The sequence below is a fragment of the Mesorhizobium terrae genome, assembly GCF_008727715.1.
In the GTDB taxonomy this organism is placed as follows: domain Bacteria; phylum Pseudomonadota; class Alphaproteobacteria; order Rhizobiales; family Rhizobiaceae; genus Mesorhizobium; species Mesorhizobium terrae.
The window spans coordinates 2,778,315-2,798,497 of the sequence record NZ_CP044218.1 but is presented as its reverse complement, the minus strand read 5'-3'; the positions used below and the strand labels follow the sequence as shown (position 1 = coordinate 2,798,497).

Genomic DNA, 20,183 nt, shown 5'->3' with positions numbered 1-20,183 from the left:
TCGCCTCGATTTCAGCCTCGAAAGGCAGATTGTCCGAAGCCCCGAATTCGACCGACCCGATTTTCGCGATGTGCATCTCCTGCCAGCGCGCGAATCTTGCCTTGCCGTCCAGATCGGAAGGCAGGTCGCGTGATGAAAATACCGTCTTGTGCAGCAACGATGAGATCCTAGTCAGACCAGACACTCATCAGCACGGTAAAGACTGAACAGATCCCGGTCTCATCAAGAGCGACAAGTTTTATAGTCAAATTCGATACTTGATCGATGTCGCGGGTATTTGAGCGTTGCCAAATGATCGCTCGTATTCCGTCGAATGCCGCTCGTCTCGCTTAAAACACCCGGTCTGCCCCATCTGCACGGGAGGGTGATAAGCCGCCAGTTGAGGTCAGCCCAGTATTTTGCGATGCTTTGACTGGCGTGTTGGCCGGGCAGCCCTTCTGGGGAGGGCCGCGAACGGATGTCGTCGCAATACGATCCGCGAGCGTGTCGGCAGCCTGTGGGGGATATGTGCAGAGGATCGTTTACAGTTCAGACGCGCTGATTGGTGATGAAACACTGCGGAAAGAGCAGTGGATTTCATCGCTCTCGTCTGGCTACGCCAATCTTCACGCCGATCCGGCCGTTGGCAGATCGTTCCAGGGAGAGCTCAGGATTGCCCGAACCTGTGATGTGGCCGTTGGCACCATCCATGGCACCGTTAAGTCGATTTCGCGGACGATCAATGACATTGCGTCTCACAACACGAACAACGTCGTGCTGCTCCTGAATGCGGGGCTGTCCCGGCTCGGCGTCGACCAATCGGGAAAGAGCGTCGAACTTGCCCCGGGAGCGTCCGTGCTCATCGAGCAGAGCGCACCGTCGATCATTCAGGTGGGCGACGGGCAATGCGGTCTCATCGCCGCACAGACCGAACGCGAGCGCGTTCGTCAGCGATGCGCTCTCTTCGAAGATCGCCTGATGACGGTTGTGGATGGCCCATCAACCGTCAATCGGCTTTTGCGCGCTTATGTCGATGTCCTGGCCGGGGAGATGGAGCCTGCGGGTCCGCCGATCACGCAGTTCGCATCTGATCATATCGCCGATCTGATCGCAGCCGCGGCCTCGGTCATAGGTCCCACTCTCGGCGACGAAAGCCCACGTTTCGGAACCTTGAGCCGCGGACGTCTGATGTTGGCGCAGCGCTACATTTCCCAGCGCCTTGACGATCCGCTCCTCAGCGATAATGACATATCCGTCCACCTGCGTGTGTCCACGAGCCAGTTGCGGAAGGACTTCGAACGCGGCGGCTCGAGCATCGCTCGCTATATCCGCGAACAAAGGCTGGAAAAAGCCAGGATGATGCTGCGAGATCCAGTCCTTCGGCGCCATCGCATTATCGATATTGCCTTCGCATGCGGATTTCAGAATCTCGTAACCTTCAACCGGGTCTTCCGGGCCGCTTACTGCATGACACCGTCCGAACTCAGAGAAGAAGACTAATCGATGCCCATCGCGGAACAGGTTCGCTGTCGACTTGGCGGCATTCAGAGTTGCTGAAACCTGGCCTGCTGGCCATCCGACCGCACGCGATTCGAACTTTTCTCGCCACCAAACATCGCCGTTTCTACGCTTGTCGCATGTCCGCTAGGGGGGCGGCAGCGGACTGTCGGCTTTCGGGAGCTGAGCATGGGGAAGCTGCCGTTCCGTTGCGCTTAGAAACAGTCTTCAGCGTTCCCGCCTCGTCGAGCGTCTGTCGGCGGCGGCGAACTCTTGGCCCTGGCCAAGTTTTCTTCGGCCGTGGCCGAGGCGGGAGTAGTAATCGCGGTGACTGGAATCGAACTTCGCGAACTTATCGTCACTTCGTTTGAAAATGCTTCAAGCGTGCCGAATCATCGCCGCGCTGCCGTCAACAGGAGTTCGTTTGGTCCCACCCATCCGTCTGTCGTTTCAAATCGGCTTAACGCCTGCTCCATATCGGCCCACGCAGCCTGAGCTTTCGCCGGCTCCAGGCGCTGCACGATTTGCGCCACCAGCCCTGCAGACGCTCTGACGAAGTCAACGTAGTCCCGAGCGGTGGGGAGCTTGAACGGCGCAGCGATTCTTGTTGTTGCGATCGCGCGCAGACCAGCTTGGCTGAAGAGATCGTCGATCAATCCCAGCTTGCCCAAGCTGAACAGCCCGCCCGGTTGATACGGATCGCGCGCAGCCAGGCCTGCATGCTGGAGTGCGATTGACATCAAAGTTGCAACACACGGGTTGTTGTCAGGCGCCGAGAAGACCATGGTGCAGACGCCACCGTCCGGCTTCAAGACGCGCTTCATTTCCCGCAGACCCTGCAACGGATCAAGGAACAGCATCAAACTCATCCGGCAGACCACTGCGTCGAATCGGGCGTCCTCGATTTGAAGATTCTCCCCATCCGAGGCGAGTATCTCGACATTCTGATGGCCCGCGGCTGCGGCTTGCCGCTTCGCGAACCGCAGAATGTCCGGCGACAAATCATTCGCGAGCACGAAGCCGCGAGGCCCTACGCGCTCAGCGATATCGAGGGTCTGGCCGCCGGCACCGGCGGCCACATCAAGCACGTGAGCGCCGGGTTTCACGTTGGCCATGCTCAACATGGCCAACGTCGCCTCTCCCAGCCAGCGCTTAATTAGAGGCGCACCGTCGTTCCAAGCCTGCTCCATCTGATTCAACTGTTGGCGCGTCGCTGTTTGCGCGGCGGGTTCGCTGGCGGAAGGTTTGGCGGCCATGACGAAGGTCCCTTTCTTCACGGTTCAATGGTGCAGCGGATCGCGGGCGTGTCGGACGCGCTGGCACAAAGCGCGATCGCGGGAACGGCGCTTGGAGTCGTCGGCAGCTCTAGTGCGGGCGCCTGCCGACGGTAAATCGTGCGAGATGTGGTGGTGTGAACGACTTGATTTCTTCAAAGCCAGCACTGTGCATTTTGCTCTCCACATCCTCGTTGCTCCAAGGATATCCGCCCGACCGCACGACCTTCAATGCAGTTAGAGCCTGTCCAAGCGGATCCGCCGGAGTGGCGAAGAGCCCAAACACCAGCCAACCACCGGGTTTCAGCGCGTTGCGGATCGTTGTCAGTGCAGTCGAAATGATTTCGGGCGGCAGGAACGGCCCCGCAAGCCAGACAAGCGTGAAGACATCGCGCTCGGAAAGATCCTCCAGCCGTTCCGCGCGAAGCTCTATTCGGCTCGCCATGCCGGTATCTGCCAGGTTTTTCCGCGCCAGACTGAGCGACGGCTCCCACGGGTCGATGCCGACAACGCGCAATGCCGGCCAGGTGCGTGCTGCCTCGATCGCAAGCCAACCGACTCCGGTTCCGACATCGAGAAAGGCACCCGGTCGCCGCAACGTATCGTTGAATTGCGGTAACTGAGGTGCCAGTTCGTCGATCACGTGGACCACGCGACGAGACATCTGCCCGTAGGATTGCAGGATGGCGGGGTCCTTGAAAGACCATCCCGGGGTGCGGCCCGGATCGTCGATCAGGTCGACGGCCTGGCGAAAGAATGCGTCGATCGACCCAAGGACCGTTGCCTGTTGATCTCCCGACAAGCCATCTAGGAGCCCTGGCTCGATGTTCTCAATGATGTCCCGCAATCGTGCGCGCACGCGAGGGTCGGCCGGTGTATCCGATTGCCGCAGTCGCAGTTCGGCACTGATGGCTGCAAGCGCCTCCATGGAGGCATTTAGACGCTGCGAAATGGTGAGCAATGACTGGAGGCTCATGGCATGCCCCAACTGGCGCGTTCGAGTTCGAGGCCCATCAGCCCCGTCGGATCAGTTCACAATTTTGATGCTGGCAGCGCGAGCAACATCTCTCCATTTGACGAGTTCTGCTTTCAAGCGCGCAGCGAACGCATCAGCCGAACCGTTGATCGGCGTGTATCCCAACCCGTTCAACCGGAAGGAAACGAGGAAACTATGCGCCAATGGCTGATCCGGGGGGAGCCGCAACATTGCGAAATGGGGCGGCAGAAGTGCATAATCGGAACATGTTCGACTGGACCGACCTCAAATACTTCCTGGCCGTTGCGCGCCACCACAGCACGATCGCGGCGGGAAAGGCGCTTGGCCTCAGTCAATCGACCGTACATCGGCGGCTCAGCGAGCTTGAGCGACGGATCGGACGGCAGTTGGTGGTGCGTCAGCCGAGCGGCTATCGGCTGACCGAGTTGGGTGAAGCCTTGCTGCCCTACGCCGAACGCGTCGAGGTTGCCGTCACCGACTTCGAGCGTCGGGTGACCGACACTGCCCTGGACCTGACTGGCGTCATTCGGGTCACATGTCCGGAGCCGATCGTTTACCGAATGACGCAATCGAAGCTAATCGACCGTTTCCACGCGCGCCATCCGAAGCTGCGGGTCGAGTTCGTGACTAGCGATCGTTATTTGGACCTGTCGAAAGGCGAAGCGGACGTCGCCTTCCGGTCAGGTGACACAGACGACGAACTGGTGGGCCGCAAGATCGCCGAATCGATCTGGGCGGTCTATGCTAGCCACGCCTATATCGAGCACCACGGCAGGCCGGAACGAATCGAGGATTTGTCTCGTCATCATCTGGTGGGATTCGACGACACGCTGAGCAACCATCGGGCGGCGAAGTGGCTCAGGGATGTTGCGCCGCAGGCCAAGATGGCGGCGCGCACCAACAGTGTCCTTGGCCTCATCTATGCGGTGAAGTCCGGTCTTGGCGTCGGGCCACTGCCGGCCGCACTGGGAGATGCAGAGCCGGATCTGGTCCGTGTGCTGGGGCCGGTTGCCGAGTTGTCACGAAGCTGGCGTCTGCTGGCGCATCCTGATCTCAGGCGAACGCCGCGCATATCCGCATTTTTCGACTTCATCATCGAAGAACGCGAGTCGATGAAATCGTTTCTGACCGGCTAGTTGCTGGCGTGACGGATGCACAATGGACCACCACGGGCAAAGAACGATTGCCAGCAACTGGCGCCCCGAGGGTGGCCCCTCGTGCTTTGCCGCAGAGCGGCGCACCATAAGAGATTCGAACGTGCGACTATTGACACCGGAGATGTCCGTTTTTGGGAAAAAATTGGACCGTACGAATAACCGAAACGACGGCTCTTAGCTGCCAATCTCCTTGCGAACTGTTGAACCGCACCGAAAGCGATCGGACAGCCACGGCAAGGCTTTAGATGATTGGACTGGGGCCGAAAGCGAACAATAGGGTTCGCAAAGGCAGGTCAAGGAAATAGATCTAGCTGACGAGGCCGGCACACACACTGTCCCAATTTCGTCAGCGAATGAAGAACATGATCACCGGCAGGCTGGCTCGACAACTCATGAACTGACCCGCGCCGATGGTTCCAAGACCAGTTCCAGGCACTGGCGCTTCAGGCTGGCCATGTGCGGATCGTCCCGCAATCGGGGCCGATCGAGGCCGACATCGATGACGGAATGGATTCGACCGGGATTGGCTTCAAGGATGATCACGCGATCGCCGAGGTAAAGGGCCTCTTCGATATCATGGGTTACGATGACGATGGAAATGTTGTTGCGATCCCAGATGCGCAGGAGCTCGTCCTGCAACCGCAACCGCAATAACGAGTCCAGGGCACCGAACGGCTCGTCCATAAGCAGGATGTTCGGCTCGGAAACGAGCGCCCGCGCAATGGCGGCGCGCTGCGCCATGCCACCGGAGAGTTGCTTGGGATAGGCGTCGATATAGTCGGACAAACCGACGAGATCGACATAATGCCGAATGCGGCCGGCCTTCTCCCTGGCCGAAAGGTCGAGCGCCTCGAGTGCCAGCCCCACATTGCCGGCAACAGTCAGCCACGGAAATAGTCGATGGTCCTGGAAGACCATCGCAACATTGCGGTTCGGACCTTTGGTTTCCTCGCCGGATACGGCGATGCGGCCAGAGTATTCTTTGTCTAAGCCTACGATCAACCGCAGGAGCGTGGACTTGCCGCAGCCGGACGCGCCAAGCACGCCGACGATTTCGCCCTTGCTGACTGCGAAGGAGACATCGCGCAGAATTTCCCTGTGGGTTCCGTTGAGATTGAATGACTTACCGACACGGCCGATCGACAAGGCGGCAGAAGGGGTGTTCACAGAGCTACTCCTTTGCCCAAGGAAACAGGACGGCAAACAACCGTTCGCAGCCATGATTGAGCGCCACGCCGCCCACGGCGAGGAAGAAGACACCGACCAGAACGATATCCATGCGAAACTGGTCGCGTGCGCTGGCGATGAAACTGCCCAATCCGCGGCCATTGCCGATCGCGTATTCAGCGCCAATCGTGCCGATCCAGGCCGAAAGCACGGCGATCCGGATGCCGACCTGAATGGTCGGCAATGCGGCTGGGAAATACAAACGCAAAAGCCGCTTGCCCAACGGCAGGCCGAGTGCCTGTGCCACTTCCTCAAGCGCTTTGGGCGTGGAGCGTATACCTCGCTCCGTCGCCAGGAATATGGGGAAGAAGGTCGACAGGGCGGTAAACACCAGCTTCGTCGTTTCGCCATTTCCGAACCAGGCTGTGAACAGCGGAATCCAGGCGAAGACGGCAATCTGGCGGGCCGTGTTGATGGTTGGCGCGATACCGAGCGAGGCGACGCGCGAGAGGCCGCATAGCGTGCCGAGGATCAGCCCAAGCAGCGCGCCCGTCACACCGCCGCCAGCGATGCGAAGGATGCTTGCGCCGAGCGAGGCCCAGACCTCACGCCCGTCGGGATCGGCGAACGGGACGCGAAGCACCTCGAGCGGGGAAACGAAGAGCGGGCTCGTGGCAACGCCACTGCCTGCGGCAATCGCCCAGGCAGCAAGCAGACCCAAGGGGAGCCAGGCTCCTTTCGGGATTGCCGCCAGGATGCGGGGAAGCGAAGCCTCAGCCATGGCGCAGATCCGGATCCGCGAAATATGCTTCAAGCCGACGCAGGAGGACGTCCAACAGGAAACCGGTGGCGCCGACGACCAGCATGCCGACAATGACGATATCGAGCTGGAACAGCGTGCGGCCCCACACCATCAGGTAACCGATGCCGTCCGTTCCCGCGAGCATCTCGACGACGATGAGCGAAACGAAAGCCTGGGCGGTCGACAGACGCAGGCCGGTGAAGAAGAACGGCACGATGGCCGGCAGCGTAAGCTTCAGGAAGCGGGTCTTGCGCGGCAATGCCAACACATCCGCCACCTCTGCCAGACGCGGCGGAATGTTGCGCACGCCTTCGGCGATGCTGATCGCCATCGGCACGAAACATGCCTTGGCGAGAATGACGATCTTCAGGGATTCATCGATGCCGAGAAGCAGGATCAGGATAGGCAGCCAACCGAGCGACGGCACGGTGGCGATCGCGCGAAAAGTCGCGCCGAGATAAGCGTCGGCACGTCGGGAAAAGCCGATCAGCAGGCCGAACAGAAATCCCAACGACGCCCCGATCGACAAGCCATGGGCGATACGGGTGAAGCTGATGGCCAGGGCCGAGCCGATTTCACCCCCGCCGACAAGGTCGAGAAAGGTCTGCAGTACCCAGGCGGGTGGCGGAAGGACCTGCGCCGAGACCCAGGCGCCATCAACGGCGGCCTGCCAGAGAAGTCCCAAGGCGACCGGCAGCGCGGACGCAACGAGTAGCCTTGCCGCGAGCCGACCGGTTCGATCGGGCAACGGCCTCAGCCAGACGGCTGTGGACGCTGGCCCTCCGAAATCGCGCGCAACGCCTGTTTTCAGATCGACCGAAGCCATCGCCCTGTACTCGACTAGTTGGTCGTGACGCCGGTGGCGTCACGCTCGGCCCAGAAACCATCCAGCTTCAAGTCCGAGATGGCCTTGTCGAGGTAAGAAGAATCGGCCCATGCGGTGAGATCGACGTCGCGGCGCGTAAGCTTCTGCTCCTTGTTGAAGGCAATGGCGCTGGCGTAACGGGCCTTGAAGAACGCATCGAGGCGTGGATTGTACTTGCCCTTGAGCAGGGTGCCTTCGTTCGATTTGGTGATCGTCGCAACTGGCGTTCCGGCCCGCGACCAGATCTGGAATGCCTCGTCGCGGTTCTTGTCGTCGGCCAGCCAGTGAGCTGCCGCGACAAAGCCGGTGACGACCTTCTGCGCAGCCTCGGGATGCGCTTGGCGGAACTTGTCGGTGACGAGGAAGGCACCAAAGCCGTCGCCCGACGGCCCGGCGCTTGATGATTTGTAGAATATCCTGGCGATGCCCTTGTCTTCGAGCGGCAGCAGGAAGTCGGCGCCGAATACGGCATCGACGCTCTTGGCAGCGATCGCGGCGAGTTGATCGGCATTCTTCAAATCGACGATCGTCACGTCCTTCTCCGACAGTCCGGCATTCTTGAGTGCCTGGATGAGTGCCCAGTGAATGATCGTCGCCTTCTGGACTGCGATGCGCTTGCCCTTGAGGTCTGTGACCGTCTTGATGTCGACGTCAGGACGCGCGGCGCCAAAAATGACTGTTCCGCCGTAAGACGCAACAAGCACCGTATCGAGCCCGTTGGACTTGCCGATGATGTTGGGCACGGCGCCGTAAGAGGCGAAGTCGAGTTGGCCGTTGGAAAGAGCTTCGTTGATCGCCGGTCCGGTGCCGGTGAAATAGGTGAACTCAACCTTGGTTTTGGTGTCCTTGAACTGATCGGCAATGAACCCCTTGGCATCCGCGATCGCCAGCAGGCCGACGCCGAACGGTTTGCCGAAGCCGAAGCCGACATCGCCGATGCGGATGACCTCCGGAGCGTCCTCGGCCTGCACCGGGACAACACTGAACAGCGCTGCCGCGGCAACCATGAGCATTGTCAGATATCGTTGCATTGGTATCTCCAGAATTTGCGAGTGGCTTCGGCCGATCAGGGAACGATCGCGCCGCTTTCGAACATCCGGTAGCTGAGGTCGGCGGCCGTGCCGTAGGGCTTGGCGTTCCGCCAGCCCATCTCGCGCCGATAACTACCGAGCACGTTGTTTGCCGCGAGGTCGGCTTCGCTGCGGTTCTCGATCGCATCGATTAGCGGCGATACGTAAAGCGCGTCCACGGGACAGAAGAGTTCGCAGAGGAAACAGGTCTGGCAATCATCCTGGCGGGCGATGACGGGAATGCCATTCTTGACGGCGTCGAACACATTGTCGGGACAAGCCGCGACACAGATATCGCATTTGATGCAGCGCTCCGCGCTGACGAGCTCGATCATGAAGCCGCCCTCACCGTCTCGTCCCGCGCAAGGTCGTAGGCGGCCCAGGGCGTATCGAGGCCGCCGCTCACGATGCGCGTCGTCAGTGCCGGATCACTCGTAGGGGCATCCGTGCGACGATGAACACCGCGGCTTTCACGGCGCAGCAACGCACTTGCCGTCACCCATCGTGCCGTGGCGATCAGCGCCTCGGCTTCGCGGATGCGGGCCGCATCATAGGCATCGCCGGGTCGACGCCAGGCATCGTCTCTCCACAGAGTCTCCAATTTGGTCGCGTTCCGGCTCAGGCTCTCTTCCGATCGGAAAAAGCCCCGGTCGAGAGGCAGTGTCTCGCCCTTGATCTGTTCGATCACCGCCTTGATGTGCGCCTTGCGGCTCCGGCCGTCGACAGTCGGCCGGGCGCGGATGGATTGGATGGGTCTCGACGCCTGATGCGGGCCGACATGCCGCGCAAAGGCGGCCGCATCCTCGCCGGCCCAGGAACCGGTTGCCAGTGCCCAGGACGCGTTCGGGCCGCCGCCCCCGCTTGTCGCGCCCGACATGCCTTCCCGGGCAGCGGCATCGCCCGCCGCGAAGAGACCGGGCACATTCGTTGCTGCGCGCTCGTCGATGACGATGCCGCCTGTACCGCGCACCGTTCCCTCGTGGCGTAATGTGATGGGGAAACGTTCGCTGAATGGATTGATGCCGGCGCGATCGAAGGGAACGAAGATGTTGGGTTGACCCTTGCGGAAACCTTCCTGCAACCGCGGCGAAACCTTGTCCAGGATCGCAAAGACCGGACCGTTCAAGAGGTGCTTCGCTACGCTCTGGCGATCCCCGGGCAGCACGATTTCGTTACCGTCGGCATCCGAGAACGTCGCCCAGAAATAGACGATGCCCTTCGTGACGCCGGAGAAACTCGGCGCGATGCCGTACTGACCTGAGAACTCCATGCTGGCCAATGTCGTGCCGGCCTCGGCTCCCATCAGGTAGCCGTCGCCAGTCAGATTGTTGGTTCCGATCGCGCCGCTGAGGAACGCACAGCCTCCCGTCGCCAGAACAACCGCGGCAGAGCGGACTTCCAGCAATCCCCGGCCATTGCGGTACCGTGCACGCACGCCGGCGACCGCGCCGTCGCGGGTCAGAAGAAGTTCTTCGGCCGGGCAATGATCGATGACACGCACGCCGGCCTTGATCAGGCGCTGGCGCATGAAGCGCAGGCAATCAGGTCCGCGCAGCATGCCGCGATAGGGCCGACCGTCTTCGTCGATTGGGAAGGCGTAGCCCCACTGCGCAAGCAGATCGAGATTCGTGCGCGCCTTATCCAGGACACTCTCGACCAAGGGGCGGCGAACCAGGCCGAGACCGCGATTGATGCGCTGGTTGACCGTAAACTCGCGTTCCGCAGTGCCGCGGACCGTGTCTATGGTGGTATTGTTGCCGGCGGCCATCGCGCCACTGGTGCCAACGTAGCCCTTGTCGATGAGGATGACCGACGCACCGCTGGCGCGCGCATTCCACGCTGCCCAGCAGCCAGCAGGACCCCCGCCGACGACAATAACGTCCGCTGGCGCCGTTTCAATAAGGACGGCTTGCGCCATGATTTCACCCGCAAATTACCGATGCGAGTAAATCTATAAATTTGCTATATATTATCGAGGAAACTCATGCTCAATCTGAGCACGAAAGCGGTATTGATGCCTCGCATTCACGGGCAAAAAGGGTGAATGGCGTGCTGCGCTGCCGATGACGCGCGCTATGTCTATCCCTCCCCGTCTCTACTATCACCACCGGCGGCACGCCTCGACAGCCTTCACGCTGTTTGAGGATGCGCTATGCTTTCGAGGGTGAACCAGTAGGGATGGAAAACGTCCTCGGGCACGATATTCATAGAGATCAGCGCTGCACGGTCACAGCGACGACGCCGGGAGAGTTGGAGCGGAAGCTACGGTTGTGTTGGCTGCGGCGGTTTTTTCGTAGACGGCAGCCGTTGTGATTTCGCTGGCGCTTTAGGCGGCATAGGTTGCACGGCAGGTGAGGGTTCCGGCGGTGTCGGTCCGGATTGGCCCAGATTGAGAGAAATTCCAAAGAGCTTCCAGCGGCCGGCGTCCGGCGCGAACAAGAGTTCGAAATTCACTTGCAGCGGAACCGAGGGGAAAGAACCGGCCATATGCATCAGGCCGTTGGTTTCGATCTGCGGTAGCAGCGAAAGTTGCGGCTCCAACACAGCAACGCCCGAAAGATCGAAATTCCGGCCACGCAGGTCGGCAAATACCTCGGACAGGCGAGCGGCCGTGTTGGCTTGCTGGAAACCGGGTGAGCCGAGATCGCGCAGTACCGTATAGTTGCCGGTTTGATTGGCGTGTTGCAGGGCGAGAATTGTCGATCGCACCAAAGTGAGAACGCCGTTGCGATCGATCTGCGCCGGCTGCGGGCCTTTTTTGTCGTCCGGTTTACTTTGCGCGGATCCGGGTTGTGACGTCAGACACAGAACAAGAGCAAGCGAGACGGCCTGGAAAAAACGAGGTGTCAGCATGGACAATGAAGATCCCGCAGGCGTTGCGATGTCGGCCCCTCGATTGTCAGACTATCGAGCATGGCCATCTCATGAGGATTGAATCAGAATTCGCCCTGTGCACCGACCCGTATGCCGTGGTTGTTGCCGCCGCCCCAGGAATAACCGGCCGTCAACGCTATTGGCACGGTGGTGTCGAGACGATACGCGAAGGAGCCGCCGATCGCGCTTTCTCCCCTGAAGTTGGCGTAGTTCATGGCCCATGTTGTCTTGCCGGGAAGAGAGGGCATCGGCGCTGTCGTCATCGCCATTGCGGCGGCGACGCCACGGCGTCCCTCCCGACGCAATTCGCGCAAGCCCGCGTCGAGGCTGCCGACGCGGCCCTCCAGCGAACCGACACGGCCTTCCAGTGATCCCACCCGTCCGTCGAGTGCCGCGACCGAGGCGGGATCGAATGTCGACGTTCCGAGATTGCCGGCGCTGTCCGCTGTCACGAAGCGCAACGGCCCCGATTGCGCCACGTTGCTCTCGCCCGATGAAACACCTGCAAGCGTGTAGGTGTTGGCGCCTGTGCCAACCATGATTTGATTGGCGCGTGTCGTCTTCGCACCGTTGCCGATCGCGGTCGCATTGCCATGCGTCGAATGGGCCGAAGGCCCGATCGCGGTTGAGTTCGCGCCGCTCGCTTCCGAGAGTGAGCCGATCGCCACAGCACTAAAATTGCTGGCGCGCGCGCCGGAACCGATCGAAATGGCGTCATCGGCTGCCATGCTCGATCCCGCGTTGTCGCCGATCGCGATGTTGCGCGAGCCGGTGACATTCCGGCCGGCATTGTCGCCGAGGGCGGTATTCGACGAGCCGGAAACACTCTGGCCGGCATTGTTGCCAAAGGCTGAATTGCGCGAACCGGTGACATTCTGGCCGGCGATCGAGCCGCTGGCGATGTTCTTGTCGCCGGTGACCTGCGTGCCTGCCAGGATTCCGGTGGCGGCATTGTAGTTGCCGGTGACGCGCTGCCCGGCATTGTCGCCATAGGCTGAATTCGATGCGCCGTTAACGTCCTGACCGGCGAACGTGCCGCTGGCGAGATTGTCGTTGCCAGTGACGCGCTGACCAGCGCTGTAGCCAGAGGCTGAATTCGACGAACCGTTGACGTTCTGGCCTGCGGAGATGCCGCTGGCGATGTTGCGGTTGCCGGTGACGTGCTGACCGGCGCTGTCGCCATAGGCGGAATTCGACGAACCGTCGACGTCTTGGCCGGCGGCGATACCGCTGGCGATATTGCGGTCGCCAGTGACGTTCTGACCCGCGCTGTCGCCATAGGCGGCGTTCGAGGAGCCGTTGACTGTCAGGCCAGCGGCAACGCCGCTGGCCGTGTTGCGATCGCCGGTGACATTCCGGCCCGCGCCGTCGCCATAGGCCGCATTGGAGGTTCCGCTAACAGTCTGACCGGCGGCGATACCGCTGGCCGTGTTGCGATCGCCGGTGACGCCGAGGCCCGCGAACGCGCCGCTGGCCGTATTGTAACTGCCGGTGACGCTCTGGCCCGCGCTGTCGCCATAGGCGACGTTCGAGGATCCTCTGACATCCTCGCCCGCGTTGTAGCCGTTGGCCGTATTGAAACCGCCGGTGACGCGCTGGCCCGCGAACGCGCCGCTGGCCGTATTGTAACTGCCGGTGACGGTTCGGCCCGCGCTGTCGCCATAGGCCACGTTTGAGGCGCCGCTAACGTTCTGGCCTGCGGCGGCGCCGCTGGCCGTATTGCTGTCGCCGGTGACGTGCTGGCCTGCTTCCTTGCCATTAGCCGTATTGTTGCTGCCGATGACATTCTGACCCGCGCTGTCGCCGTAGGCCGCGTTCGAGGAGCCGCTGACATTCTGGCCAGCATTGAAGCCGCTTGCCGTGTTGAAATAGCCGGTGACATTCTGGCCCGCGCTGTCGCCGTAGGCCGCGTTCGAGGAGCCGCTGACATTCTGGCCAGCATTGAAGCCGTTGGCGGTATTGTACGAGCCGGTGACGCGCTGGCCCGCAGCGTTACCAAAGGCCGAATTGTACGAGCCGGTGACATTCTGGCCAGCGGCCGAACCGCTGCCGGTGTTGTAGTTGCCGACGACGAACTGGCTGGCGCTGTCGCCAAAGGCTGAATTCGAATTGCCGTTGATGTTCTGACCGGCGTCCGCACCGATAGCAGTATTATTGTTGCCGGTGACGAGCTGGCCGGAAAAGACACCAAAGGCTGAATTGCGGCTGCCGGACCCACTTAAACCGGCGTTTGGACCAACACTTGTCGAAAATCCACCGTTCGCTTGCGCGCCGGTGCCGCAAGCCATGCTGCCCGGGCTAGTGGTGCTCGCGCCGTCGGCGCCGCCGGGAGTCGTGCTGTCGCAGATGAATTGTGCCGCGGCGGGCGCGGGCGCCAGTGTCAGGAGAGTAAGCAGCGACACCGCCGTGACGGAAGGGACATAAGGCCGACCGCCGAGTCTTGTGCGCCGGCTCCAAGCCAGAAGGCCCGGAGGCGCCAGCTTGCTCCAATTCTGGTGAGATAGGCGTCCAGTTGGCTGGACGTCCGCATCATTCCATTTTCGCTTGAAGACGTGTGTCATCCCTCAGTTCCGTCAGCGAGGTCACAGAGCCTCATTGGCTGAACGCCAAGGGAGGCCCGCTGCCGGATCAGGCGATCTGTCGATTGTCGTCAGGCGAGCACTGACTTTTCTAGCGGGTCTGCCAAACGGGCATTCCTAAAAGGATATGCAAGCCCGTGTCGAATACCCTAAAAGAACACTAAAAATACCTTGGCGCGCTATTCTTGGGGGTACTCATGTGGCTGGATGACAGACTGATCGAGTATTTGCATCGCCCGCTGATGTGCCTCATCGCTGCCACCGACGAGACTGGTCGCCCGATAGCGGGTCGCGGCGTCGGCTTGCATGTGCTCGAAGACCGGGAGACAATTGAGGTTGTCTTTTCTGCTTGGCAATGGCCACGGCTGGAGTCCTCCATCCGGCAGACCGGACGGCTCGCCGTCACCTTTGTCAGCCCTCCGGACTATGTCAGCTTCCAGCTCAAGGGCTCCGCCGCCATGCGGGAGATTGCAGCGCACGATCTCGACTGTGCCGGACGTTTCATGGCGGCGACGACGAATGTGCTTGCGTCCCTTGGTATTCCCCGGAGCAATATCGCGCCATGGTTCACGGACCGGGAAGCGCGGGTCGCCCGGCTGAATGTCCGCGAAATCTATATCCAGACACCCGGACCGCAGGCAGGCATGTTGGCCGGCATGAGGTCACAATGAGCCTTCGGCTGGCCGATCTTTCAGCTTGCTTTGAAGGGGTCATCCCCTCAGTCATCGCCAGCGCTTCGGCCGATGGGATGCCGAATGCTTCTTATCTCTCGCATGTGGTGCGGGTCGATGACGAACATGTTGCTCTCTCCAACCAGTTCTTCGCCAAGACAGCAGCGAATGTGCGCGCCAATCCGAAGGTTGCGCTGGTCCTTGTCGATGGCATTACCGGAGACCAATTCCTGCTCGATGTCAGCTTCGTGCGCTCCGTCGATGTCGGTCCCCTGTTCGACAAGATTACACGGCAACTCAAGGCGAGCAGCGCCCAGGTAGGCATGTCGGATGTCATGCGGCTTCGGAGCGCCGATATTTTCCGCGTGCACCAGATCGAGGCGGTGCCTTCCCCGGTGGAAACCACGCCAAGCAGGCGCAATCCCGTTAGCCTCCCAGCCCTTTCAGAAGCGGTAAAAGCGATTGAACGGCAGGCTGAGGCGGAAGAAATCATCGACAGCCTGCTCTGCAGCGTCCAGCAGGTCTTTGGGTACGACCATGCGCTCGTCCTGATCCGCAACGGTCACCGGGGCTCTCTGGTTACCATGGGCAGCATAGGTTACGAGCGCTCGGGAGTGGGATCGGAAGTCGCCGGCGGCGAGGGATTGATCCCGGCGGCAGCAACGAGCGGCCAGACGATCAAGGTCAGTGACATGAGCCGCGTGCGCCGGCTAAGCGAAGCCGTAGGTCAGGAGGCGGAGACTTCGGAAAGCACCACTCGCGCGGTTGCCTTCCCACATTTGTCTACGGCGATGAGCCAGATCGCCGTTCCCATGACCGACCGCGGTACGGTGACCGGGGTGCTTTTCATCGAAAGCGAGATTCGGCTGGCTTTTCGCGAGGATGATGAAGCGGCTCTCGAAATCCTTGCAGGACGAGCCGCAAGCGCCCTACGGGCAAGTGAGCGCGAAGCAACCGCTGAACCTATGCAAGTTTCACCTCGGCCCGAACCCGCAGCCCCTGGCGGGCAGAGAATCCGCGTGACCTGCCATCGCGTCGACGACAGTGTGTTCATAGACGGAGCCTACATCGTGAAAGGTGTGGCAGGTGCTTTGCTGCGCCTGATGCTTGATTGGCGCAGGAGCGATGGTCGCAACGAGTTCACCAACCGAGAGATGCGCTTTGCTGTTGGAGCACAGATGCCGGAGATTAAGGACAATCTTGAAACCCGGCTCTTGCTTCTGCGCCGCCGGCTCGAAGAAAAGCGGGCTCCCATACAGATCGTTCGAATCGGAAGAGGCCGTGTTCGGCTAGAAGCCGCAGGAACCGTCGTGCTCGAAGCCATCTGAGAATGAAATGCCGACGATCATCATGATCAGTCCCCTTGTCGTCGCTGCGCCAGAACCGGCCTTTCTCAACCCCTTTCGAAACGGCCTCTTAGACAGGAGGACCCTCTCAAACTGCGCATAATTTGTCTCGACAGCAGCTTAGTTCAATCCCAAATCAAATCAGCTCAACCCCATTCGACTTTAATCTCCACGTTCTCTTTCGCGGTGCGCACCGACTTTTCCGTCGCGAAAACCTCTTTCCCCCTTCCGGCCCAGAGTGTTTTGGCGCTCGTCGTCGTCGCTTCTGAGTTTGCCGGCCATCCAGGGGAACGCGCCGAGGATGGTGGCACGGTCATCACGGGCAACGTCCACGATGTCGGATTTGACGATAAGACCGCCCAGTTCAACTAGATGACGCGTGCGCCTTCGGCGCTCGACTTGCCGGGTGCGCATGCCCTGCCCGCGCCGCTTGAGAGCGATTGCGCGTCATCTGGTTGCGCCTGAGCGGCCTCGAGGTGCAGTGGCGCGGGATCGTGATGGCTGTTGGTAGTCGATGCGGTGAGGCTCGGAGCGAAATCGCCCCTCCCAAGCCAGCTAAAGGGTAACGCCAACACGATGCCGAGAGCCGCAATCGAGGAGGCGCAAAGAGGAGCTTTCTGGGTCGCCAATGAGGAACTTCGCCACGTCGAGTGGCATAAGCGTCGAACTCCGGTCCGTCGTGGGTCCGCGACGGACCGGCTTTCGGAAACCGCGCGGCAATCCTCCCTCGGAACGTGGCGTTGAAGTTTGCCTTGACGGACTGGTCGGAGACGCCAGATCCGAAATGACCGCCATAGGGGACGCGGAACGTGGTAGCGGCGTCAGGGCGAAGTCGAGGCCTGCCGCCAACTATCGGGATCAGGCGGACGATTTCTACACATCGCAGCCCTCGGTAACGTGCTCGGCTCCGTCCTGAAAAGTAGCGTCATCGATGCGTACCAAGCCCGCAACTAGATGCCGTTGGGCCGGAGGCATCTCCTAAGGCGTCGCAACAGCTTGCCCGGGGCGGCCTCATAATCCTCGACCTTCGAAAAGTCGGCGTAGAGCTTGCCCTAAGGAGTTCAGGCAGTCCGCATTCCCCTTAGAGTAGCGGCAGCACCACAACCTCGGCCACGCGTCAGAAAGTCGGCGGCGTGCAAGTCCATAGAATACTTGCAGGCTCGACGCCCGTGTTCCGGTAGGAATGTGGAATGTGCGAGCGGAAACAGAAGGAGTCGCCTTCCTTCAGGCTGTAGACGACGCCATCGAGGATCAAGTCGATTTGGCCGCGCAAGATATAGCCGGTTTCCTCGCCCTCATGCGAGATGGCGGCACCACTTTTCGCCCCTATGGCGATGTGGTGGATATTGCTCTGCAGGAGATGTCCGCCTTTGTAGGGTATTATCCGCTCGAAGGAGATGCCCGCCCAATCGCCTGGGCGATCGTCTAGGGTCACAATTGGGCGTGTGCCCGCTCGAAACACCGGTGAGTCGTCGGGCTCGCCTTCTTCGAAAAGCCAGCTGATATTGGTTTCCAGCACGCGAACCAGCCGATGGATGAGCGGTAAAGACGGCAGCGCACGGCCGTTCTCTGCCTTGGAAAGCAGGCTTTCAGAACATTGGCTGCGCTTTGCCAGTTCCTTCAGCGTCAGACCTTTGGTCTGACGCGCCAGCTTCAGCTTGATACCGAGCCGACGGCGCGATTCAAGCAGCTCGTCCGACTCGGCTTCGCCATCGTCCGTCAAAAGGTTCGCTTCGCTCATCCTCTCCGCTCTCTACGCCGCCCGAGCGCATACGTCATTTCCATTTTTGCCGTTGTTACAGGTTTTTCAGCGTCTTGCTCGACTTTTCCCGAGACGACAGAGAAGACCCGCACATCGCATCGCGGTTCAGTGCGCCATGCCGCCGTCGACCATCATCGACTTGGCGGTAATGTACCGCGCTTCCTCCGAGGCGAGGAAAGTGTACATCGGCGCAACCTCCGCCGGCGTGCCCTGCCGGCCTAGCGGAACGATACGCTTGACGATCTCGCCATGCGAGCCCGACCCGCCCATATAGTCGATCGCCGGATTGTTGAACGGCGTGTCGATCCAACCCGGCAACACCGAGTTGACACGGATGTTGGAGGGCGCGAGTTCCTGCGCCAACGCAGTGGTGAAGGCAATGACCGCGCCCTTGGCGGCGGCATAGGCAGTCATGCCCGGCGCGCCGCGTAGGCCTGCCAAAGAGGCAGTGGTGATGAAGCTGCCACCGCCGGCACGCTGCAGGGCCGGAGCGCCATATTTGGCGGCGAAGAAGGTGCCCCGCGCATTGATGTCGAAGATCGCGTCCCATATCTCGGCTTCGAACGCGTCGATTGCGCCGGTCCGCATCAGGCCCGCGAAGAAGGCCAATGTATCGAGCCCACCAAGTTTCCTATCGGCAAACGCCACGGCGTCGCGAACCGAAATCTCGTCGCGGACGTCGCAGCGAATGCCGTGAGCGCGGGCACCCAGCCCGCGGGCGAGTTCAACAGCTTCCGCCATTGCCGCTTCGTTGATGTCAGCGACAACCAGCGCAGCACCGTTCCTGGCAAAATCCTCTACGCAGGCGCGCCCGATGCCCGTTGCCGCCCCGATCAGAAGCGCGCGTTTCCCGGTCAGTCTCATATACTTGTCCTCCTCAGTTGTTAGGTCTGTCGGCGGGCGCCGTCAGTTACGCTTCTTGACCGTCGACCAATTGGTTGCCACCGATGTCCAGTAGAGCGCGCCCAAGGGGATCAGCGCATCATTGAAATCGAAGGCGGGATTGTGCAGCGGCGTATCGTTGCCGTTGCCGATCCACACGTAGCAACCGGTCTTGGCGTTGAGCATGAAGGCAAAATCCTCCGAGGCCATGCTTGGCTCGAATTCGGTTAGCACGGCGTCTCGGCCCCAGAGGTCTTCAACCACCGCCTCGGCGATACCTGCTGCGCCATTGTCGTTTATGGTGGCCGGATAGCGTGGCTCGAACGTCAGAGCGATGCGAACTTGATGGGTGATCGCCACGCCCTCGACAATCTGGTCAAGCCGTTCGCGTACCTTCGCCCGCGCAGCGTCAGAGAAGGCGCGCACCGTGCCGTGCAGCGTCACTTCGCCGGGCAGCGCATTGAGCGAGTTACCACCGTGGATCTGGGTCAGCGACACGACGGTCGGCTGGAGCGCATCGACAGAGCGGCTGGTGATCGACTGCAGGCTTGAAATCAGCGCACCCGCCGCGGCGATGGCGTCGGTGCCGAGATGCGGCAAGGCGGCATGCACACCCCTGGCGTTGATGACGATGGTGAACAGGTCCATCGCCGCCATCATCGGCCCGGGTCTGACTGCCACCGTGCCGAGCGGCAGGTTCGGCCAGTTGTGCAGGCCGAACACGGCATCGACCGGGAAGCGGTCGAAGAGGCCTTGCTCTACCATTAGACGGCCCCCGCCTTCAGCCTCCTCGGCGGGCTGAAAGATGAAGCGAACCCGGCCGCCGAAGTCGCGTTCACGCACAAGATAGTCGGCCGCAGCGAGCAGCATGATCATGTGGCCGTCATGGCCGCAGGCATGGCTTATGCCGTCGTTGCGCGAGCGATAGCTGCGGTTGCCTTCTTCCTGCATCGGCAGAGCGTCCATGTCGGCGCGCAGGGCTATGGATGGGCCCTCCTTGCGCCCTTCAAGGGTCGCCACCAATCCGGTGCCGGCAATACCTGTCTCGACCTGTAAACCCATCTCGACCAGACGCTCGGTGAGGAACGCCGCGGTCTGGTGCTCCTTGAACGCTACCTCGGGCCACTGATGCAGATGCTGACGCCAGCCGGCATAGACCGCCTGACGATCACGGAAAAAGGCTTCAGCCGATGCCATTCAGATACGTGCTCCGATGCTGCCGTGGCGTCCGGTCATGCAGACTTCGACGGTGTGGATAGCG

18 protein-coding genes are annotated in these 20,183 nt (G+C 61.1%); 4 read left to right on the top strand and 14 right to left on the bottom strand.

The window, feature by feature from the left end; genetic code table 11:
• Positions 1-507 precede the first annotated feature (507 nt).
• Positions 508-1,479, top strand: a complete 972-nt coding sequence (locus tag FZF13_RS14880; protein WP_139116405.1) for a helix-turn-helix domain-containing protein — start codon at positions 508-510, stop codon at positions 1,477-1,479.
• Between the two features lie 389 nt (positions 1,480-1,868).
• Here FZF13_RS14880 and FZF13_RS14875 read toward each other — a convergent pair whose 3' ends face one another.
• Both FZF13_RS14875 and FZF13_RS14870 read right to left on the bottom strand, forming a co-directional pair.
• The gene (locus FZF13_RS14875; RefSeq protein WP_024926977.1) at positions 1,869-2,732 is read right to left on the bottom strand and encodes a class I SAM-dependent methyltransferase; all 864 of its coding nucleotides are present in this window, start codon (positions 2,730-2,732) and stop codon (positions 1,869-1,871) included.
• A gap of 109 nt (positions 2,733-2,841) precedes the next feature.
• Positions 2,842-3,726: a class I SAM-dependent methyltransferase gene (locus tag FZF13_RS14870; protein WP_024926978.1), complete on the bottom strand. Its 885-nt coding sequence runs from the start codon at positions 3,724-3,726 to the stop codon at positions 2,842-2,844.
• Between the two features lie 266 nt (positions 3,727-3,992).
• Between FZF13_RS14870 and FZF13_RS14865 the strand changes: the two genes are divergently transcribed.
• On the top strand, positions 3,993-4,883 hold the full coding sequence (locus tag FZF13_RS14865; RefSeq protein WP_024926979.1) for a LysR family transcriptional regulator: 891 nt from the start codon (positions 3,993-3,995) through the stop codon (positions 4,881-4,883).
• 411 nt (positions 4,884-5,294) lie between these two features.
• Here FZF13_RS14865 and FZF13_RS14860 read toward each other — a convergent pair whose 3' ends face one another.
• The 8 genes from FZF13_RS14860 to FZF13_RS14825 all read right to left on the bottom strand — a co-directional run bounded on the left by FZF13_RS14860 (position 5,295) and on the right by FZF13_RS14825 (position 14,084).
• Positions 5,295-6,125: an ABC transporter ATP-binding protein gene (locus FZF13_RS14860; protein WP_051504893.1), complete on the bottom strand. Its 831-nt coding sequence runs from the start codon at positions 6,123-6,125 to the stop codon at positions 5,295-5,297.
• A complete protein-coding gene (locus FZF13_RS14855) occupies positions 6,076-6,852 on the bottom strand; it encodes an ABC transporter permease (RefSeq protein ID WP_024926981.1) in 777 nt (258 codons plus the stop codon). The genes FZF13_RS14860 and FZF13_RS14855 overlap by 50 nt, the downstream gene beginning before the upstream one ends.
• Positions 6,845-7,699: an ABC transporter permease gene (locus tag FZF13_RS14850; RefSeq protein WP_024926982.1), complete on the bottom strand. Its 855-nt coding sequence runs from the start codon at positions 7,697-7,699 to the stop codon at positions 6,845-6,847. The genes FZF13_RS14855 and FZF13_RS14850 overlap by 8 nt, the downstream gene beginning before the upstream one ends.
• 14 nt (positions 7,700-7,713) lie before the next feature.
• The gene (locus FZF13_RS14845; RefSeq protein WP_024926983.1) at positions 7,714-8,769 is read right to left on the bottom strand and encodes an ABC transporter substrate-binding protein; all 1,056 of its coding nucleotides are present in this window, start codon (positions 8,767-8,769) and stop codon (positions 7,714-7,716) included.
• 35 nt (positions 8,770-8,804) lie between these two features.
• Positions 8,805-9,143, bottom strand: a complete 339-nt coding sequence (locus FZF13_RS14840) for a 4Fe-4S dicluster domain-containing protein (protein ID WP_024926984.1) — start codon at positions 9,141-9,143, stop codon at positions 8,805-8,807.
• On the bottom strand, positions 9,140-10,726 hold the full coding sequence (locus tag FZF13_RS14835; RefSeq protein WP_024926985.1) for an FAD-dependent oxidoreductase: 1,587 nt from the start codon (positions 10,724-10,726) through the stop codon (positions 9,140-9,142). Before FZF13_RS14835 ends, FZF13_RS14840 begins: the two co-directional genes overlap by 4 nt.
• Before the next feature lie 344 nt (positions 10,727-11,070).
• Complete coding sequence (locus FZF13_RS14830) at positions 11,071-11,661, bottom strand: hypothetical protein (RefSeq protein ID WP_024926986.1); 591 nt, start codon at positions 11,659-11,661, stop codon at positions 11,071-11,073.
• Between the two features lie 83 nt (positions 11,662-11,744).
• Positions 11,745-14,084 carry a YadA family autotransporter adhesin gene (locus tag FZF13_RS14825; protein WP_051512163.1) on the bottom strand — a complete coding sequence of 780 codons (2,340 nt, stop codon included), beginning with the start codon at positions 14,082-14,084 and terminating at the stop codon, positions 11,745-11,747.
• A gap of 374 nt (positions 14,085-14,458) precedes the next feature.
• On the opposite strand from FZF13_RS14825, the gene FZF13_RS14820 reads away from it, so the two are divergent.
• Both FZF13_RS14820 and FZF13_RS14815 read left to right on the top strand, forming a co-directional pair.
• Positions 14,459-14,932, top strand: coding sequence for a pyridoxamine 5'-phosphate oxidase (locus FZF13_RS14820; RefSeq protein ID WP_024926988.1), 474 nt, complete (start codon positions 14,459-14,461; stop codon positions 14,930-14,932).
• Positions 14,929-16,260, top strand: coding sequence for a GAF domain-containing protein (locus tag FZF13_RS14815; RefSeq protein WP_024926989.1), 1,332 nt, complete (start codon positions 14,929-14,931; stop codon positions 16,258-16,260). The genes FZF13_RS14820 and FZF13_RS14815 overlap by 4 nt, the downstream gene beginning before the upstream one ends.
• 180 nt (positions 16,261-16,440) lie before the next feature.
• On the opposite strand, the gene FZF13_RS14810 is transcribed toward FZF13_RS14815, so the two are convergent.
• The 4 genes from FZF13_RS14810 to FZF13_RS14790 all read right to left on the bottom strand — a co-directional run bounded on the left by FZF13_RS14810 (position 16,441) and on the right by FZF13_RS14790 (position 20,119).
• Positions 16,441-16,692 (bottom strand): conjugal transfer protein TraD, encoded by a 252-nt coding sequence (locus FZF13_RS14810; RefSeq protein WP_139116408.1) that lies wholly within the window; start codon positions 16,690-16,692, stop codon positions 16,441-16,443.
• A 703-nt stretch (positions 16,693-17,395) separates the two neighbouring features.
• Positions 17,396-18,019 carry a cupin domain-containing protein gene (locus FZF13_RS14800; protein WP_024926990.1) on the bottom strand — a complete coding sequence of 208 codons (624 nt, stop codon included), beginning with the start codon at positions 18,017-18,019 and terminating at the stop codon, positions 17,396-17,398.
• Positions 18,020-18,145: 126 nt separating this feature from the next.
• Positions 18,146-18,904, bottom strand: coding sequence for an SDR family NAD(P)-dependent oxidoreductase (locus tag FZF13_RS14795; RefSeq protein ID WP_024926991.1), 759 nt, complete (start codon positions 18,902-18,904; stop codon positions 18,146-18,148).
• Between the two features lie 42 nt (positions 18,905-18,946).
• A complete protein-coding gene (locus tag FZF13_RS14790; protein ID WP_024926992.1) occupies positions 18,947-20,119 on the bottom strand; it encodes a M20 aminoacylase family protein in 1,173 nt (390 codons plus the stop codon).
• Positions 20,120-20,183 lie beyond the last annotated feature (64 nt).

Bases quoted from the DNA above. Each gene is read 5' to 3' on its own strand.
- FZF13_RS14850 (WP_024926982.1), bottom strand. From the start codon at position 7,699: ATGGCTTCGGTCGATCTGAAAACAGGCGTTGCGCGCGATTTCGGAGGG.
- FZF13_RS14810 (WP_139116408.1), bottom strand. From the start codon at position 16,692: ATGCGCACCCGGCAAGTCGAGCGCCGAAGGCGCACGCGTCATCTAGTT.
- FZF13_RS14815 (WP_024926989.1), top strand. From the start codon at position 14,929: ATGAGCCTTCGGCTGGCCGATCTTTCAGCTTGCTTTGAAGGGGTCATC.
- FZF13_RS14860 (WP_051504893.1), bottom strand. From the start codon at position 6,125: ATGGCTGCGAACGGTTGTTTGCCGTCCTGTTTCCTTGGGCAAAGGAGT.
- FZF13_RS14865 (WP_024926979.1), top strand. From the start codon at position 3,993: ATGTTCGACTGGACCGACCTCAAATACTTCCTGGCCGTTGCGCGCCAC.
- FZF13_RS14820 (WP_024926988.1), top strand. From the start codon at position 14,459: ATGTGGCTGGATGACAGACTGATCGAGTATTTGCATCGCCCGCTGATG.
- FZF13_RS14795 (WP_024926991.1), bottom strand. From the start codon at position 18,904: ATGAGACTGACCGGGAAACGCGCGCTTCTGATCGGGGCGGCAACGGGC.
- FZF13_RS14835 (WP_024926985.1), bottom strand. From the start codon at position 10,726: ATGGCGCAAGCCGTCCTTATTGAAACGGCGCCAGCGGACGTTATTGTC.
- FZF13_RS14830 (WP_024926986.1), bottom strand. From the start codon at position 11,661: ATGCTGACACCTCGTTTTTTCCAGGCCGTCTCGCTTGCTCTTGTTCTG.
- FZF13_RS14845 (WP_024926983.1), bottom strand. From the start codon at position 8,769: ATGCAACGATATCTGACAATGCTCATGGTTGCCGCGGCAGCGCTGTTC.
- FZF13_RS14870 (WP_024926978.1), bottom strand. From the start codon at position 3,726: ATGAGCCTCCAGTCATTGCTCACCATTTCGCAGCGTCTAAATGCCTCC.
- FZF13_RS14800 (WP_024926990.1), bottom strand. From the start codon at position 18,019: ATGAGCGAAGCGAACCTTTTGACGGACGATGGCGAAGCCGAGTCGGAC.
- FZF13_RS14840 (WP_024926984.1), bottom strand. From the start codon at position 9,143: ATGATCGAGCTCGTCAGCGCGGAGCGCTGCATCAAATGCGATATCTGT.
- FZF13_RS14875 (WP_024926977.1), bottom strand. From the start codon at position 2,732: ATGGCCGCCAAACCTTCCGCCAGCGAACCCGCCGCGCAAACAGCGACG.
- FZF13_RS14790 (WP_024926992.1), bottom strand. From the start codon at position 20,119: ATGGCATCGGCTGAAGCCTTTTTCCGTGATCGTCAGGCGGTCTATGCC.
- FZF13_RS14855 (WP_024926981.1), bottom strand. From the start codon at position 6,852: ATGGCTGAGGCTTCGCTTCCCCGCATCCTGGCGGCAATCCCGAAAGGA.